The organism is Microbacterium sp. GCM10027623, assembly GCF_042666935.1.
In the GTDB taxonomy this organism is placed as follows: Bacteria; Actinomycetota; Actinomycetes; order Actinomycetales; family Microbacteriaceae; genus Microbacterium.
The window spans coordinates 75,674-88,345 of the sequence record NZ_JBHTHE010000003.1 but is presented as its reverse complement, the minus strand read 5'-3'; the positions used below and the strand labels follow the sequence as shown (position 1 = coordinate 88,345).

The following is a 12,672-nucleotide window of genomic DNA, read 5'->3' as shown; positions in this document are numbered from 1 at the left end:
CGGAGAAGTCTACTGTCCACCCACCGACACCGCTCTTCCTCGTCATCGGGGCGGACGACGCGCGGCCCGGAACCCCTCCACCGCCAGAAGCGCGAGCGCCACGGCGAGGATCGCGTAGACGAGCACGTCGGCCCCTTGCATCCGCTCCCCCAGCACGAACGCGACCGCGACCAGCAGCACCGGCTCGACATAGGTCAGCAGGCCGAAGACCGGCATGGACAGCAGCGTCGAGGCGCCCAGATAGAGCACCATCCCGAATCCGCCGAGCACTCCGACCGCAGCGAGTCCCGCCACCTCGACCAGCGGCAGCGGCCCGGGAGTGGCCGTGGCCAGCATGATCACCGCGATCGGCGACATGACCGCCAGCTCCATGCCGAAGACGAACGGACCGTCGAGACCGAAGCGCTGCCGCAGCACGAAGTACACGGCGTAGGGGATGCAGATCACCAGCGTCACCCAGGACAGCTGCGGGGTGGCCACGAGTTTGACGGCCACGGCCACGGCGGCGAGTGCGACCACGCACCACTGCATGCGGCTGACCCGGGCGTGCAGGATGAACCGGCCGCCCAGCACGAGGGTGATCGGGAGCAGCAGGTAGCCGAGCGACGCGTCGAGGCCGTGCCCGTGCATCGGAGCCCACATGAACAGCCACAGCTGAACGCCCACGATCGATGCGAGCAGCAGCGCGAGCGGCGGCAGCCACCACCGCGACCTCAGCCGGCGCAGCAGCACGCGCAGCGCGACACGGGACGAGGCGAGCCACAGCGCGGCGAGATAGAGCGCGAGGGTCGCGAGCACGCGCCAGGCCCAGACGACCTCGGCCGAGGAGTGCAGCTGCGCGGTGAGGTAGAAGATGCTCGCGAAGAGCACGGATGCCAGCAGCGACGCGGCGACACCGCGCGGAGATGATCGCTGCAGCGGCACGGCCGTCCTCCTCCCGGTCTGACGGCGAAGGGCCGCGGTCACCAGCCTAATGAACACCTCATTACGCTGGTGCGATGCAACCCGTCACCCTGCGCACCGAGCGGCTCGTCCTCAGCATCCCCACCGTGGACGACGTCGACGCGATCACCGCCGCCTGTCAGGATCCCGAGGTGCCGCGCTGGACCACTGTGCCCAGCCCGTACTCCCGGGAGGACGCGGAGGAGTTCGTCGGGCTGGTCGCCGGCTGGTGGGAGGAGGGCGTGGAGACGGTCTGGGCGATCCGGCGCGACGGGGAGCTGGCCGGCATGGTCGGGCTGCACCGGATCACCCGACATCCGCATGGCGGCGAGGCGGAGATCGGCTTCTGGGGCACCGCTGCGCACCGCGGTCAGGGCATCATGGGCGAAGCCGGGCGGGCGGTGGTCGACTTCGCCTTCGCCGAGCTCGGTCTCGCCCGGCTCGCCTGGCGCGCCGTCGTCGGCAATGTGCCCTCCGCGCGCACAGCACGCGGTCTCGGGTTCCGCTACGAGGGGATGCTGCGCCTGGGCCTGACCGGCCCGCGGGGGCGCGACGACGCCTGGATCGCGGGGCTGCTCGCCTCCGACGATCGCACTCCCGTGGCGTGGCCGGTGCTCTGACGTCTTCGCCCGCGACGGCGCCCGTGAGGCGGGATTCCGCACGAAACGCAGGTGCGGACGCCAGGGTCGCTCCTGCCTTCCGCGCGATCCCCTGCGTTTCGTGCGGTCCTCTGCGTTCCGCGCAATCCCCTGCGTTTCGTGCGGTCCTCGTGGCAGGATGTCGGCATGCCCGAGATGCCGGAGGTGCAGGGACTGGTCGACTTCCTCGGCGAGCGCGCCGTCGGACACGCCGTCACGCGCGTCAGCGTGGCCGCCATCGCGGCGCTGAAGACGTTCGACCCGCAGATCACCGCGCTGCAGGGTGCGACGATCACCGCAAGCCGGCGGCACGGCAAGTTCGTCGATCTGAGCCTGGGCGATGACCTGCACCTCGTCTTCCACCTCGCGAAGGCGGGGTGGCTGCGCTGGTACGAGACCCTGCCGAGCACGCTGATCAAGCCCGGGCGCAGCCCCATCGCGCTGCGCGTCGCCCTCGACGACGACAGCGGGTTCGATCTGACCGAGGCCGGCACGAAGAAGTCCCTCGCGGTGTACGTGGTGCGCGACCCGCAGGACGTGCCCGGCATCGCCCGGCTGGGCCCCGACCCGCTGGACGCGTCGTTCACCAGGGATGTCTTCGCCGCCCTCCTCTCCGGCAGACGGATGCAGATCAAGGGCCTGCTGCGCGACCAGAACCTGATCGCCGGCATCGGCAACGCCTACAGCGACGAGATCCTGCATGCCGCGAAGATGTCGCCGTATGCACCCGCCGCCGGCCTCGATGACGCGCAGATCGACCAGCTCTACGCGGCCATGCTGGAGACCCTGCGCGAGGCTATCGCGGCTGCCGCCGGCAAGCCGCCGGCTGACCTGAAAGACGCCAAGCGGCGCGGCATGCAGGTGCATGCGCGCCGTGGCGAGACCTGTCCGGTCTGCGGTGACACCGTCCGCTCCGTCTTCTTCGCGGACCGCAGCATGGAGTACTGCCCCACCTGCCAGACCGGTGGCAGGATCCTCGCCGACCGGCGGCTCTCCCGGCTGCTGAAGTGACGCCTGTTACGGGGAATGAATCACCGGCGCCCATGTTGAGTAGACTCAGAGCATCAACGTGCTCCGGGGTCGGTGTGAATCCGAACCGGCGGTGACAGTCCGCGAACGCCTGGCGACAGGCGCCGATCCGGTGGAAATCCGGAACCGACGGTGATGCGAGCAGCCGCTCGCTAGTCCGGAAGAGAGGCAGCACGAGCGACGCGATCGCGCGCGCTGTCAGCCCCGGTTTATCAGAAGGATGACCGATGGCAGTGACCGAGGCGGAACGCGATGCGATGTCGCGGGCGCTCTCCCTCGCCGCTCATGGCCCCCGCGGCGTGAACCCGCAGGTGGGCGCCGTTCTCCTCTCCCCCTCCGGCCAGGTCCTCGCGGAGGGCTGGCATCGCGGTGCCGGCACCGCGCACGCCGAGGTCGACGCGCTCTCCCGGCTGGCACCGGGCGAGGCCCGCGGCGCGACCGCGGTGGTCACCCTGGAGCCGTGCAACCACACCGGCCGCACGGGGCCGTGCTCACAGGCGCTGATCGACGCGGGCGTCTCCCGCGTGATCTATGCGCTCGATGACCCGGGCGCGGCGTCCAGCGGCGGCGGCGATCGGATGCGCGCCGCGGGCCTGGACGTGGTCGCCGGCGTCGAGGAGGTCGCCGCCCGCGATCTCATCGGAGACTGGCTGACCGTGCAGCGACTGGGCCGCCCGTATGTGACCGTGAAGTGGGCGCAGAGCCTGGACGGGCGCGCGGCCGCCTCGGACGGCACCAGCCAGTGGATCACCGGCCCTGTCGCACGCGCCGACGTGCACGCCCGCCGCGCGCAGGCGGATGCCATCGTCGTCGGCACCGGAACCGTGCTGGCCGACGACCCGGCGCTCACCGCCCGCGACGGCGATGCGCTGCTCCCTCACCAGCCCATCCCGGTCATCATCGGTGCGCGCCGGACTCCCGTGCACGCCGCCGTGCGCCGGCATCCGCTGTCCCCCCTGTTCTACGACACCCACGACCTCGCCGCCGTGCTCGCCGACCTCGGCGAACGCGGCGTGCAGCGCGTCTTCGTCGAGGGTGGTCCCACCCTGGCCAGCGCGTTCCTCGCCGCCGGCCTGGGCGACGCCGTGCTCGCTTACATCGCCCCTGTGCTGCTCGGCGGCGGGCGTCTCGCCCTCGCCGACATCGGCGTGGGCACCATCGCCGACGCACGCCGGCTCAGAATCGACGAGTGGATCACCCTCGGCGAGGATCTGCTGGCCGTCGCCCGCCTCACATCCGATTCGGAAGGAAGCTGATGTTCACCGGAATCATCGAGGAGATCGGCGAGATCGCCGCCATCGCGCCGTCCGGAGACGGCTGGCGCCTCACCGTGCGCGCCCCGAAGGCGGCCTCAGACGCCGTTCACGGCGAGTCGATCGCGGTCAGCGGGGTCTGCCTGACCGTCGTCGGCTCGACATCCGACACCTTCGACGCCGATGTCATGAAGCAGACGCTGGACGTCTCGGCGCTCGGCACGGTGCAGGTCGGCACGCGTGTGAACATCGAGAAGGCGATGCCCGTCGGCGCGCGGCTCGGCGGGCACATCGTGCAGGGCCACGTCGACGGCACCGGCTCGGTCATGGAGGTGCGGCCGGGCGACCAGTGGCGCGTGCTGCGCTTCAGCCTGCCCGCCGGGCTCGCTCCCCTCATCGTCGACAAGGGGTCGATCAGCGTCGCCGGCACCTCGCTCACCGTCAGCGCCGTGAGCGACCCCGACGAGTCTCCGGCCTGGTTCGAGGTGTCGCTCATTCCCGAGACGCTCGATGCGACCGTGCTCGGCGCGCTCGTCCCGGGCGACGTCGTGAACCTCGAAACCGACATCCTCGCCCGTCACGTGGAGCGCCTGCTGGCGTTCCGCCCCCTTCCGGAAGGAGGCTCGCGATGAGCCTTTCCCCCATCACCGACGCCGTCGAGGCTCTGCGGGCAGGCCGGCCCATCATCGTGGCCGACGACGAGAACCGCGAGAACGAGGGCGACATCATCATCTCGGCCGAGCTCGCGACCCCCGAGGTCATGGCGTGGATGGTGCGCTGGACCTCCGGGCTGATCTGTGCGCCGATGCCCGCCGACCTGGCCGACAGCCTCAACCTCCCGCCCATGGTGGAGAGCAACGAGGACGCCCGGTCGACCGCGTACACCGTGAGCGTGGACGCCGCCGACGGTGTGACCACGGGCATCAGCGCGCACGACCGCGCGCACACGCTGAACGTCCTGGCGAACCCGCAGTCGACCGCGACGAGCATCATCCGCCCCGGGCACATCCTGCCGCTGCGCGCCGTCGACGGCGGTGTGCGCCAGCGCGGCGGGCACACCGAGGCCGCCGTGGAGCTGATGACGCTGGCGGGACTGCAGCCCGTCGGCGCGATCGCCGAGGTCGTGGACGAGGACGGCAGCATGATGCGCCTGCCCCGCCTGCTCGAGCTGGGCGAGCGGGAGAACGTGCCGGTGATCACCATCGAGCAGCTCATCGCGCATCTGCGAGAGGTCGACCCGCGCGACGAGGCCGACTGCACCACGCAGAAGACGCAGCGCCGCGTGAGCCTGCGGGCTGACGCGAACGTGCCCACCTCGCACGGCACGTTCCGCTTCCTCGCCTACAAGGACCGGGTCACCGGCACCGACCACATCGCGGTCGTCTCCGGCACTCCCGGGGAGACCGCTCTGGTGCGGGTGCACTCGGAATGCCTCACCGGTGAGGCATTCGGCTCGCAGAAATGCGAATGCGGCCCCCAGCTGCAGGCCGCGCTGGACATGATCGAGACCGAAGGCGGCGTGGTGGTCTACATGCGCGGTCATGAAGGCCGCGGCATCGGGCTCATCAACAAGCTCCGCGCGTACAGCCTGCAGGAGGAGGGCCTGGACACCGTCGACGCGAACCTCGCACTGGGGCTGCCCGCCGACGCCCGCGAGTACGCGGCGGCCGCCGGCATCCTGTCCGACCTCGGCATCTCCAAGGTGCGCCTGCTCACGAACAACACCGACAAGGTCGACAAGCTGCGCGAACTCGGCCTGGATGTCATCGAGCAGGTGCCGCTGATCGTCGGAGTCGGCCCCAACAACCACCAGTACCTCGAGACCAAGCGCGACCGCATGGGCCACATCATCGGCGAAGCCGAGCTGGCCCAGGCGCTCGCGAGCGGAAAGGACCACGCATGAGCGGCGCCGGAGCCCCCACCCCCCTCGCCCCCGTCGACGGACGCGGCCTTCGTGTCGTCGTCATCGCCGGAACCTGGCACGAGACGATCTCGAACGGCCTCATCGCCGGTGCGCAGCGGACCCTGGACGCCGCGGGTGCCGAGCACAGGCTGGTGCGCGTGCCGGGCTCGTTCGAACTGGCCGTGGCCGCGCAGGCGGCCTTCGCCGGCGGTGCGGACGCCGTCGTGGCGCTGGGTGTGATCATCCGCGGCGGAACGCCGCACTTCGAGTACGTCTCCGCAGCCGCCACCGACGGGCTCACGCGCGCCTCGCTGGACGCCGGCAGACCGATCGGTTTCGGGCTGCTCACCCTCGACGACGAGCAGCAGGGCCTGGACCGCGCGGGTCTCCCCGGCTCGAAGGAGGACAAGGGCGCCGAGGCCGCGGATGCCGCGCTGCGCACCGCCCGCGTGCTCGCCGAGCTGCGCGGCTGACCCCGCGCCGCTGCTGTCCGTCCCGAGCGCTTCCCGCGACGCGCGACGATTGGTTAGCCTGGGCCCATGGAGACCCTGCGCAACCTCGTTCTGCTCGTCCATCTCGTCGGCTTCGCCGTGCTGTTCGGCTCCTGGGCCGTGCAGGCGTTCGGCGGAAGACGGGAGATCACCCGGCTGATGCACGTCGGCATCTCGATCGCCGCCGTCGCCGGACTCGCCCTCGCCGCGCCATGGGGTATGCCCGAGGGCGAGGAGTTCGACTACGCCAAGATCGGCACGAAGCTCGTGGTCGTACTCATCATCGGCGCGCTGCTCGGCATCGGTCAGGGACGCCAGCGCAAGTCCGGCGGCGTCGCCCCTGCGCTGTTCTGGGGCATCGGCATCCTGACGCTCGTCAATGCCGGGATCGCCGTGCTCTGGCACTGAATCGGCGGCCGTCGGGCCTAAGATCGTTCCATCGCCCTGCCATCCCCGCAGCGAGGCTGTTGCGCATCGCGCGCGACGCGGGATCATCGGTCCGACGTCGCAGGGGCGACCAGATTCATCGTTGAAATGGAGATCCTCATGCGCAAAGCCCTTCGCACCGCAGTCATCCTGTCCGCCTCCGCTCTCCTCCTCGCCGGCTGCAGCGCCGCGCAGGACGGCGGCGGCACCGCCGGCGGCAGCCTGAAGGGCTCCGGCTCCGGCGACTCCTGCACCATCGACGGCACCGTCCCCCTCGGCGCCGCGCTCAGCCTGACGGGCGCAGCCGCCAGTTACGGCGAATCGCAGCAGAACGGCCTGAAGCTCGCCCTCAAGGACCTCAATGCCAAGGACGGCGTGACGTACGACCTGAAGATCGAGGACGACGGCACCGACCCGAAGCAGGCCATCGGGGTGTTCGAGAAGTTCGTCGCCGACGGCACCAGCGCCGTCATCGGCCCCACCCTCTCGAACACGGCATTCCAGGCGCAGCCGATCGCCCAGGACGGCGGGATGCCGGTGCTGGCCATCTCGAACACGGCCGCCGGGATCACCGAACAGGGTGACTTCATCTTCCGCGACTCCCTCACCGAGGGCCAGGTCATCCCGCAGACGATCGAGGCCGCGACGGAGAAGTTCGGCCTGGAGAAGGTCGTCGTGATGTACAGCAACGACGACGCGTTCACCGAATCCGGGTACAAGGTGATGGCCGAGTCGCTGAAGGAGCAGGACGTCGAGGTCGTCGACACCCTGAAGTTCTCGGTCAAGGACACCGACTTCCGCAGCCTGCTGACCGCCGCGAAGGAGAGCAAGCCCGACGCGATCGTCGTCTCGGCGCTCATCGAAGCCGCGATCCCGCTGGTCACGCAGGCTCGCGAGCTCGGAATCGACGCGCCCATCATCGGCGGAAACGGCTTCAACAACCCGCAGCTGATGAAGGATGCCGGCGCCGCGGCGGAGGGTGTGGTCGTGGGCGCCGCCTGGAACTCCGCCTCCGACAGCCCCGAGAACACCGCGTTCATGAAGGCATACGAGGAGGAGTTCGGCGCAGGTCCGGACCAGTTCGCCGCCCAGGCGTACACCGGCCTGCTGGTGCTCGACCACGCGGTGCGCGTGAACTGCTCCGGCGAGCGCGCGGATGTGCAGAAGGGCCTGACCGAGGTCAAGGATCTGAAGACGCCGCTCGGCACGCTGACGATCAACGAGGACCGCGACGCGGAGCACTCCGCCGTCGTCCAGATCGTGCAGGACGGCAAGTTCGCGGTCCTGAACTGAGTCCCCTCTGATCTGACGACTCCGACCACCAGGAGCCCCCATGCTGCAGCAGCTGCTGAACGGCCTGTTCCTCGGTTCGATCTACGCGCTGTTCGCCATCGGGTTCACCCTGGTGTTCGGCATCCTGGATCGGCTGAACCTGGCCCACCCGTCCGTGTTCGCCGCCTCGGCGTTCGTGGGCATCTGGATGACGGAGGCCTTCGACCTTCCGCTGTGGCTCGTGCTGATCGCGGTGTTCGCGTTCGGGGCGATCATGGGCCTGCTCATCGAGCGCATCGCGTTCCGGCCGCTCCGCGAGCGGCCGGACGCGCACTTCGCCGGCCTGATCTCCTCGATCGCCATGGCGGGGATGATCGTGGCGCTGCTGCAGGCGGCGTTCGGGCCGAACACCCGACGCTTTCCCGTGGGGACCATCCCCGAGGACGCACTGAAGCTGGGAGATCTGACCGCGAGCTGGCTGCAGATCATCATCCTGGTGGTGTCGCTGGGCCTGATGGTCGCGCTGAGCATCCTCGTGCAGCGCTCGTCGCTGGGACGCTCGATGCGGGCCGTGGCCGAGAACCCCACGGCCGCCCGCGTGCTCGGCGTGAACGTCGAAGGCGTCACCGCGACGACGTTCGCGATCTCCACCGCTCTCGGTGCGGTCGCCGGCGTGCTGTTCGCCCTGAACGTGAACAGTGCACAGCTGGGCATGGGCAGCGCGATCGAGCTGAAGGGTCTCGCGGTGATCATCGTCGGCGGCATGGGTTCGCTGTCCGGCTCACTCGTCGGCGGGCTCATCCTCGGCATCGCCGAGGTGTTCGCCATCCAGTACATCGGCTCCAGCTGGCGCGATCTGATCGCGTTCGCGCTGCTGTTCGTCATCCTGCTGGTGCGGCCCGAGGGTCTGTTCGGCAAGCGCAAGGTGCGTGAGGTCTGATGCTGTTCACCGAATCGACCCTCGTCTTCATCGCGCTCAACGGCGTCTTCGCGTTCTCGTTCTACGCGGTGCTCGTCGCCGGCCAGCTGAGCCTCGCGCAGGCCGGTTTCGCCGGAATCGCCGGCTTCACCGCCGCCACCCTCACCCCGCCGCCCGCCCAGTGGGGGCCGATCCCCACGCTGCTGTTCGCGATGGTGGTCGGCATGCTCGTCGGCGCCGTGACCGCGGTGATCCTGGGGCTTCCGACCATGAAGCTGCGAGGCGTGTACCTGGCCATCGCCACACTCGGATTCGCCGAGGCGATCCGGATCTTCCTGTTGAACTCGGAGTGGACCGGCGGCGCGCAGGGCATGTCGGTGCCGAAGACGCTCACCCCGGTGGTCGCCTGGGTCGCGCTGGCGCTGGTCACCTATTGGTTCGCCCGGCAGAGCCGCTCCCGCTATGGACGCGCCCTGGAGGCGATCCGCGAGGATGAGCTCGCCGCGCGGTCCATCGGCATCAACGTCGGCGGGCACCGGCTGTCGGCGTTCGTCGCCGCCGGTGTGCTGGCCGGCCTGTACGGGGTCATGTGGGCGTACTACGTGCGCCTCGTGGCCCCCGAGGACTTCGGCTTCACCACGGCGATCGACGGCCTCGTCACCGCTGTCGTCGGAGGGACCGCGAACTTCTTCGGCCCGATCCTCGGCAGCGGCTTCCAGACCATGCTCCCCGAGATCCAGCGCACCATCGGCATCGAGGCCGGCTGGATCCGCCCGTTCATCTCCGGCCTGCTGCTGCTCCTGGTCATCCTGTACCTGCCCGGCGGGATCGCGAGCCTCATTCCCCGGCGCCGCCAGAAGGTCGACATCGCGTCGCTGCAGACGGATGCCGCGGGTCTCTCGCTGCGCACGCACCCGGCCGCGGGCGAAGTCGTCGCCGAACTGAAGGACCTGGCCAAGGAGTACGGCGGGGTGCACGCCGTGCGCGCGGTGAATCTCACGGTGCGCAGCGGCGAGGTGGTGGGACTGATCGGGCCCAACGGCGCCGGCAAGACCACCCTGGTGAACATGATCAGCGGGCTCATCCCGCCCTCTTCCGGCACCGCCACGGTGCTGGGCGTGCCGATCGGACGCACGCCGGTGCACCGGATCGCCGCGGCGGGGGTCACCCGCACCTTCCAGCACTCGAAGCTGTTCAACCGGCTCACGGCGCTGGAGAACGTGCTGATCGGTGCGCATGTCGTCGCCAGGCCCACGTTCCTGCGCCGGCTGATCTGGCTGCCGTCGGCACGCCGCGACGAGCAGACCGCTCTCGCGCACGCCGCCCGCTGCCTGGACCGGGTCGGCCTGCTGGACAAGGCCAACACCCTTGCGAAGGGCCTCTCCTACGGCGACCAGCGCCGCCTGGAGATCGCCCGCGCACTGGCCGCCGACCCCTCGCTGCTGATCCTCGACGAGCCCGCCGCCGGGATGAACCACGTCGAGGCCGACGGGCTGAGCGAGCTGATCCGAAGCCTGGCCGCGGACGGTCTGACGATCATCTTCATCGAGCACAACGTGGGCATGGTGCTGGACACGTGCGATCACATCATCGTGCTGAACTTCGGCGAGGTGCTCGCGGAAGGCACTCCGGCGGACATCGCGGCGGACGAGCGCGTCATCGAGGCGTACCTGGGCGCCGCGGATGAGAACGCCGGCGAGGCGGATGCCGGACAGGCGGATGCCGGACAGGCGGATGCCGGGAGCTCGGCGTCCGTGACGCCCACGAAGACGACCGGCCGGGAGGGCGACGATGACTGAGCCGCTGCTGAGTGTGCAGGACCTGTCGGTGTCCTACGGACGCGTGCACGCCGTGCGCGGCGTCTCCTTCGATGTCGCCGCGGGTTCCCTGGTGACGCTGGTGGGCGCGAACGGCGCCGGCAAGTCGTCGATCATCAACGCGATCTCCGGCATCGTGCGCCCGTCCGGCGGGAAGGTCGTCTTCGACGGCGCGGAGATCACGAAGACCAGATCCCACCGGCTCGTGCCGAGGGGATTGGTGCAGGTTCCGGAGGGCCGCCAGATCCTCGCGACGATGACGATCGCCGAGAACCTGCAGATGGGTGCACGTGCACACGGTGCCGGCTCCGGCGCGGCCATCGACGAGATGTACCAGCGCTTCCCCGTGCTCGGCGAACGGCGCAAGCTGGCGGCAGGATCACTCTCGGGCGGCGAGCAGCAGATGCTCGCCATCGCGCGGGCCATGCTCGCGCGGCCGAAGCTGATCCTGATGGACGAGCCGTCGATGGGCCTGGCGCCCAAGATCGTCAACGAGGTGTTCGCCGTCATCGACGAGGTGCTCGCCGAGGGCACCACCGTGCTGCTGGTGGAGCAGAACGCACGCAGGGCCCTCCAGGCCGCCACGCAGGGCCACATCCTGCAGAACGGCGAGATCGTGCGCTCGGGGGCATCCGAGGCGCTGCTTGCAGACGACGACATCATCCAGGCCTACCTGGGCACGGGGCGGTCCAAGGAATGACCCTCCCCCCGCGCCGGATCACCAGGCGCGTGCCGACCTGGGGGGCGGTGGCGCCGCTGCTGGGCTTCCGCCGTCCGGTGTGGAACCGCGTCGACCGTCGACTCGCGCAGGCGCTGTCCGTCAAGGATCTCGCCCGCATCGCACGACGCACCACTCCGCGTTCGGTGTTCGACTACGTGCACGGCGCAGCGGAAGAGGAACTCAGCATCGCCCGGGCCCGTCGCGCCTTCGCGCAGGTCGAGTTCGAGCCCCGGGTGCTGCACGACGTCGCCGAGGTCGACACCTCCACGACGATCCTCGGGCAGCCGGCATCGTTCCCGCTGATCATGGCGCCCACCGGGTTCACCCGGATGATGCAGCACGAGGGCGAGATCGCCGTGGCGCGCGCCGCCGCGCGGGCCGGTGTGCCGTACACGCTCTCGACGATGGGCACCACCTCGCCGGCCGAACTCAAGGCGGCCGTGCCGACCGGGACCAACTGGTTCCAGCTGTACCTGTGGAAGGACCGCGACGGCACCCGGCGCCTCATCGACGACGTCCGCCGCGCCGGTTACGACACGCTGGTGCTCACGGTCGACACCCCCGTCGCCGGCAACCGGCTGCGCGACGCCCGCAACGGCCTGACCATCCCACCCACGCTGAACCTGAAGACCATGTGGGACATGGCCTGGCATCCGGCCTGGTGGTTCAACGTGCTCACCACCGCCCCGATCGAGTTCGCCAGCCTGCGCTCCTTCGACGGGACGGTCGCCGAACTGGTCGCGAAGATGTTCGACCCCTCGCTGAGGATCGAGGATCTCGCGTGGCTGCGCGAGCAGTGGCCGGGCAAGCTCGTGGTGAAGGGCATCCAGTCCGTCGCGGATGCGCAGCGGGTGGTGGATGCCGGCGCCGACGCGCTCGTGGTGTCCAACCATGGCGGGCGCCAGCTGGACCGGGCGCCCACTCCGCTGCGCCTGCTGCCCGAGGTGGCGTCCGCCGTCGGCGACCGGGCCGAGATCTTCCTGGACACGGGCATCCTCTCCGGCGCCGACGTGCTCGCCGCCGTCGGGCTGGGCGCCGACGCCTGCATGGTCGGTCGCGCGTACCTGTACGGCTTGATGGCCGGCGGCGAGCGCGGCGTCGATCGGATGCTGCAGATCATGCGCACCGAGGCCGTCCGCACCATGCAGCTGACCGGCGTCTCGACCGTGGCAGAGCTGCGCGGACGCGTGCGGCTGGGCTGACTCAGCCCTCGAGCGCCTCGGCAGTTCTTCGCAGTTCTGCACATCTCCGCAGGTTTGCG

13 protein-coding genes are annotated in these 12,672 nt (G+C 70.1%); 12 read left to right on the top strand and 1 reads right to left on the bottom strand.

The window, feature by feature from the left end:
* Nucleotides 1–42: 42 nt before the first annotated feature.
* On the bottom strand, nt 43–924 hold the full coding sequence (locus ACFQY2_RS12825; protein WP_378746255.1) for an EamA family transporter: 882 nt from the start codon (nt 922–924) through the stop codon (nt 43–45).
* 74 nt (nt 925–998) lie between these two features.
* Here ACFQY2_RS12825 and ACFQY2_RS12820 point away from each other — a divergent pair, with 74 nt between their 5' ends.
* From ACFQY2_RS12820 to ACFQY2_RS12765, 12 genes are all read left to right on the top strand, one after another.
* The gene (locus tag ACFQY2_RS12820; protein WP_378746254.1) at nt 999–1,562 is read left to right on the top strand and encodes a GNAT family N-acetyltransferase; all 564 of its coding nucleotides are present in this window, start codon (nt 999–1,001) and stop codon (nt 1,560–1,562) included.
* Between the two features lie 165 nt (nt 1,563–1,727).
* Nucleotides 1,728–2,591: an Fpg/Nei family DNA glycosylase gene (locus ACFQY2_RS12815; RefSeq protein ID WP_378746252.1), complete on the top strand. Its 864-nt coding sequence runs from the start codon at nt 1,728–1,730 to the stop codon at nt 2,589–2,591.
* Between the two features lie 245 nt (nt 2,592–2,836).
* The gene (gene ribD, locus ACFQY2_RS12810) at nt 2,837–3,865 is read left to right on the top strand and encodes a bifunctional diaminohydroxyphosphoribosylaminopyrimidine deaminase/5-amino-6-(5-phosphoribosylamino)uracil reductase RibD (RefSeq protein WP_378746251.1); all 1,029 of its coding nucleotides are present in this window, start codon (nt 2,837–2,839) and stop codon (nt 3,863–3,865) included.
* A complete protein-coding gene (locus tag ACFQY2_RS12805) occupies nt 3,865–4,494 on the top strand; it encodes a riboflavin synthase (RefSeq protein ID WP_378746250.1) in 630 nt (209 codons plus the stop codon). Before ribD ends, ACFQY2_RS12805 begins: the two co-directional genes overlap by 1 nt.
* The gene (gene ribA / locus ACFQY2_RS12800) at nt 4,491–5,765 is read left to right on the top strand and encodes a GTP cyclohydrolase II (RefSeq protein WP_378746248.1); all 1,275 of its coding nucleotides are present in this window, start codon (nt 4,491–4,493) and stop codon (nt 5,763–5,765) included. The genes ACFQY2_RS12805 and ribA overlap by 4 nt, the downstream gene beginning before the upstream one ends.
* A complete protein-coding gene (gene ribH / locus ACFQY2_RS12795) occupies nt 5,762–6,238 on the top strand; it encodes a 6,7-dimethyl-8-ribityllumazine synthase (protein ID WP_378746247.1) in 477 nt (158 codons plus the stop codon). The genes ribA and ribH overlap by 4 nt, the downstream gene beginning before the upstream one ends.
* Before the next feature lie 66 nt (nt 6,239–6,304).
* Entirely contained in the window at nt 6,305–6,664 is a 360-nt protein-coding gene (locus ACFQY2_RS12790; RefSeq protein ID WP_378746246.1) for a Fe-S protein, read from the top strand.
* 138 nt (nt 6,665–6,802) lie between these two features.
* Nucleotides 6,803–7,975 carry an ABC transporter substrate-binding protein gene (locus ACFQY2_RS12785; RefSeq protein ID WP_378746244.1) on the top strand — a complete coding sequence of 391 codons (1,173 nt, stop codon included), beginning with the start codon at nt 6,803–6,805 and terminating at the stop codon, nt 7,973–7,975.
* Nucleotides 7,976–8,015: 40 nt separating this feature from the next.
* Nucleotides 8,016–8,894, top strand: coding sequence for a branched-chain amino acid ABC transporter permease (locus ACFQY2_RS12780; protein WP_378746243.1), 879 nt, complete (start codon nt 8,016–8,018; stop codon nt 8,892–8,894).
* Entirely contained in the window at nt 8,894–10,672 is a 1,779-nt protein-coding gene (locus tag ACFQY2_RS12775; protein WP_378746241.1) for an ATP-binding cassette domain-containing protein, read from the top strand. Before ACFQY2_RS12780 ends, ACFQY2_RS12775 begins: the two co-directional genes overlap by 1 nt.
* Nucleotides 10,665–11,390, top strand: a complete 726-nt coding sequence (locus ACFQY2_RS12770) for an ABC transporter ATP-binding protein (RefSeq protein WP_378746240.1) — start codon at nt 10,665–10,667, stop codon at nt 11,388–11,390. The genes ACFQY2_RS12775 and ACFQY2_RS12770 overlap by 8 nt, the downstream gene beginning before the upstream one ends.
* The gene (locus ACFQY2_RS12765) at nt 11,387–12,613 is read left to right on the top strand and encodes an alpha-hydroxy-acid oxidizing protein (RefSeq protein WP_378746239.1); all 1,227 of its coding nucleotides are present in this window, start codon (nt 11,387–11,389) and stop codon (nt 12,611–12,613) included. The genes ACFQY2_RS12770 and ACFQY2_RS12765 overlap by 4 nt, the downstream gene beginning before the upstream one ends.
* The last annotated feature ends 59 nt before the right edge of the window (nt 12,614–12,672 follow it).

Excerpts from the sequence above, each read along its gene's own strand:
- ACFQY2_RS12775 (WP_378746241.1), top strand. The coding sequence starts at position 8,894 with ATGCTGTTCACCGAATCGACCCTCGTCTTCATCGCGCTCAACGGCGTC.
- ACFQY2_RS12770 (WP_378746240.1), top strand. The coding sequence starts at position 10,665 with ATGACTGAGCCGCTGCTGAGTGTGCAGGACCTGTCGGTGTCCTACGGA.
- ACFQY2_RS12820 (WP_378746254.1), top strand. The coding sequence starts at position 999 with ATGCAACCCGTCACCCTGCGCACCGAGCGGCTCGTCCTCAGCATCCCC.
- ACFQY2_RS12780 (WP_378746243.1), top strand. The coding sequence starts at position 8,016 with ATGCTGCAGCAGCTGCTGAACGGCCTGTTCCTCGGTTCGATCTACGCG.
- ribH (WP_378746247.1), top strand. The coding sequence starts at position 5,762 with ATGAGCGGCGCCGGAGCCCCCACCCCCCTCGCCCCCGTCGACGGACGC.
- ribA (WP_378746248.1), top strand. The coding sequence starts at position 4,491 with ATGAGCCTTTCCCCCATCACCGACGCCGTCGAGGCTCTGCGGGCAGGC.
- ACFQY2_RS12790 (WP_378746246.1), top strand. The coding sequence starts at position 6,305 with ATGGAGACCCTGCGCAACCTCGTTCTGCTCGTCCATCTCGTCGGCTTC.
- ACFQY2_RS12815 (WP_378746252.1), top strand. The coding sequence starts at position 1,728 with ATGCCCGAGATGCCGGAGGTGCAGGGACTGGTCGACTTCCTCGGCGAG.
- ribD (WP_378746251.1), top strand. The coding sequence starts at position 2,837 with ATGGCAGTGACCGAGGCGGAACGCGATGCGATGTCGCGGGCGCTCTCC.
- ACFQY2_RS12805 (WP_378746250.1), top strand. The coding sequence starts at position 3,865 with ATGTTCACCGGAATCATCGAGGAGATCGGCGAGATCGCCGCCATCGCG.
- ACFQY2_RS12765 (WP_378746239.1), top strand. The coding sequence starts at position 11,387 with ATGACCCTCCCCCCGCGCCGGATCACCAGGCGCGTGCCGACCTGGGGG.
- ACFQY2_RS12785 (WP_378746244.1), top strand. The coding sequence starts at position 6,803 with ATGCGCAAAGCCCTTCGCACCGCAGTCATCCTGTCCGCCTCCGCTCTC.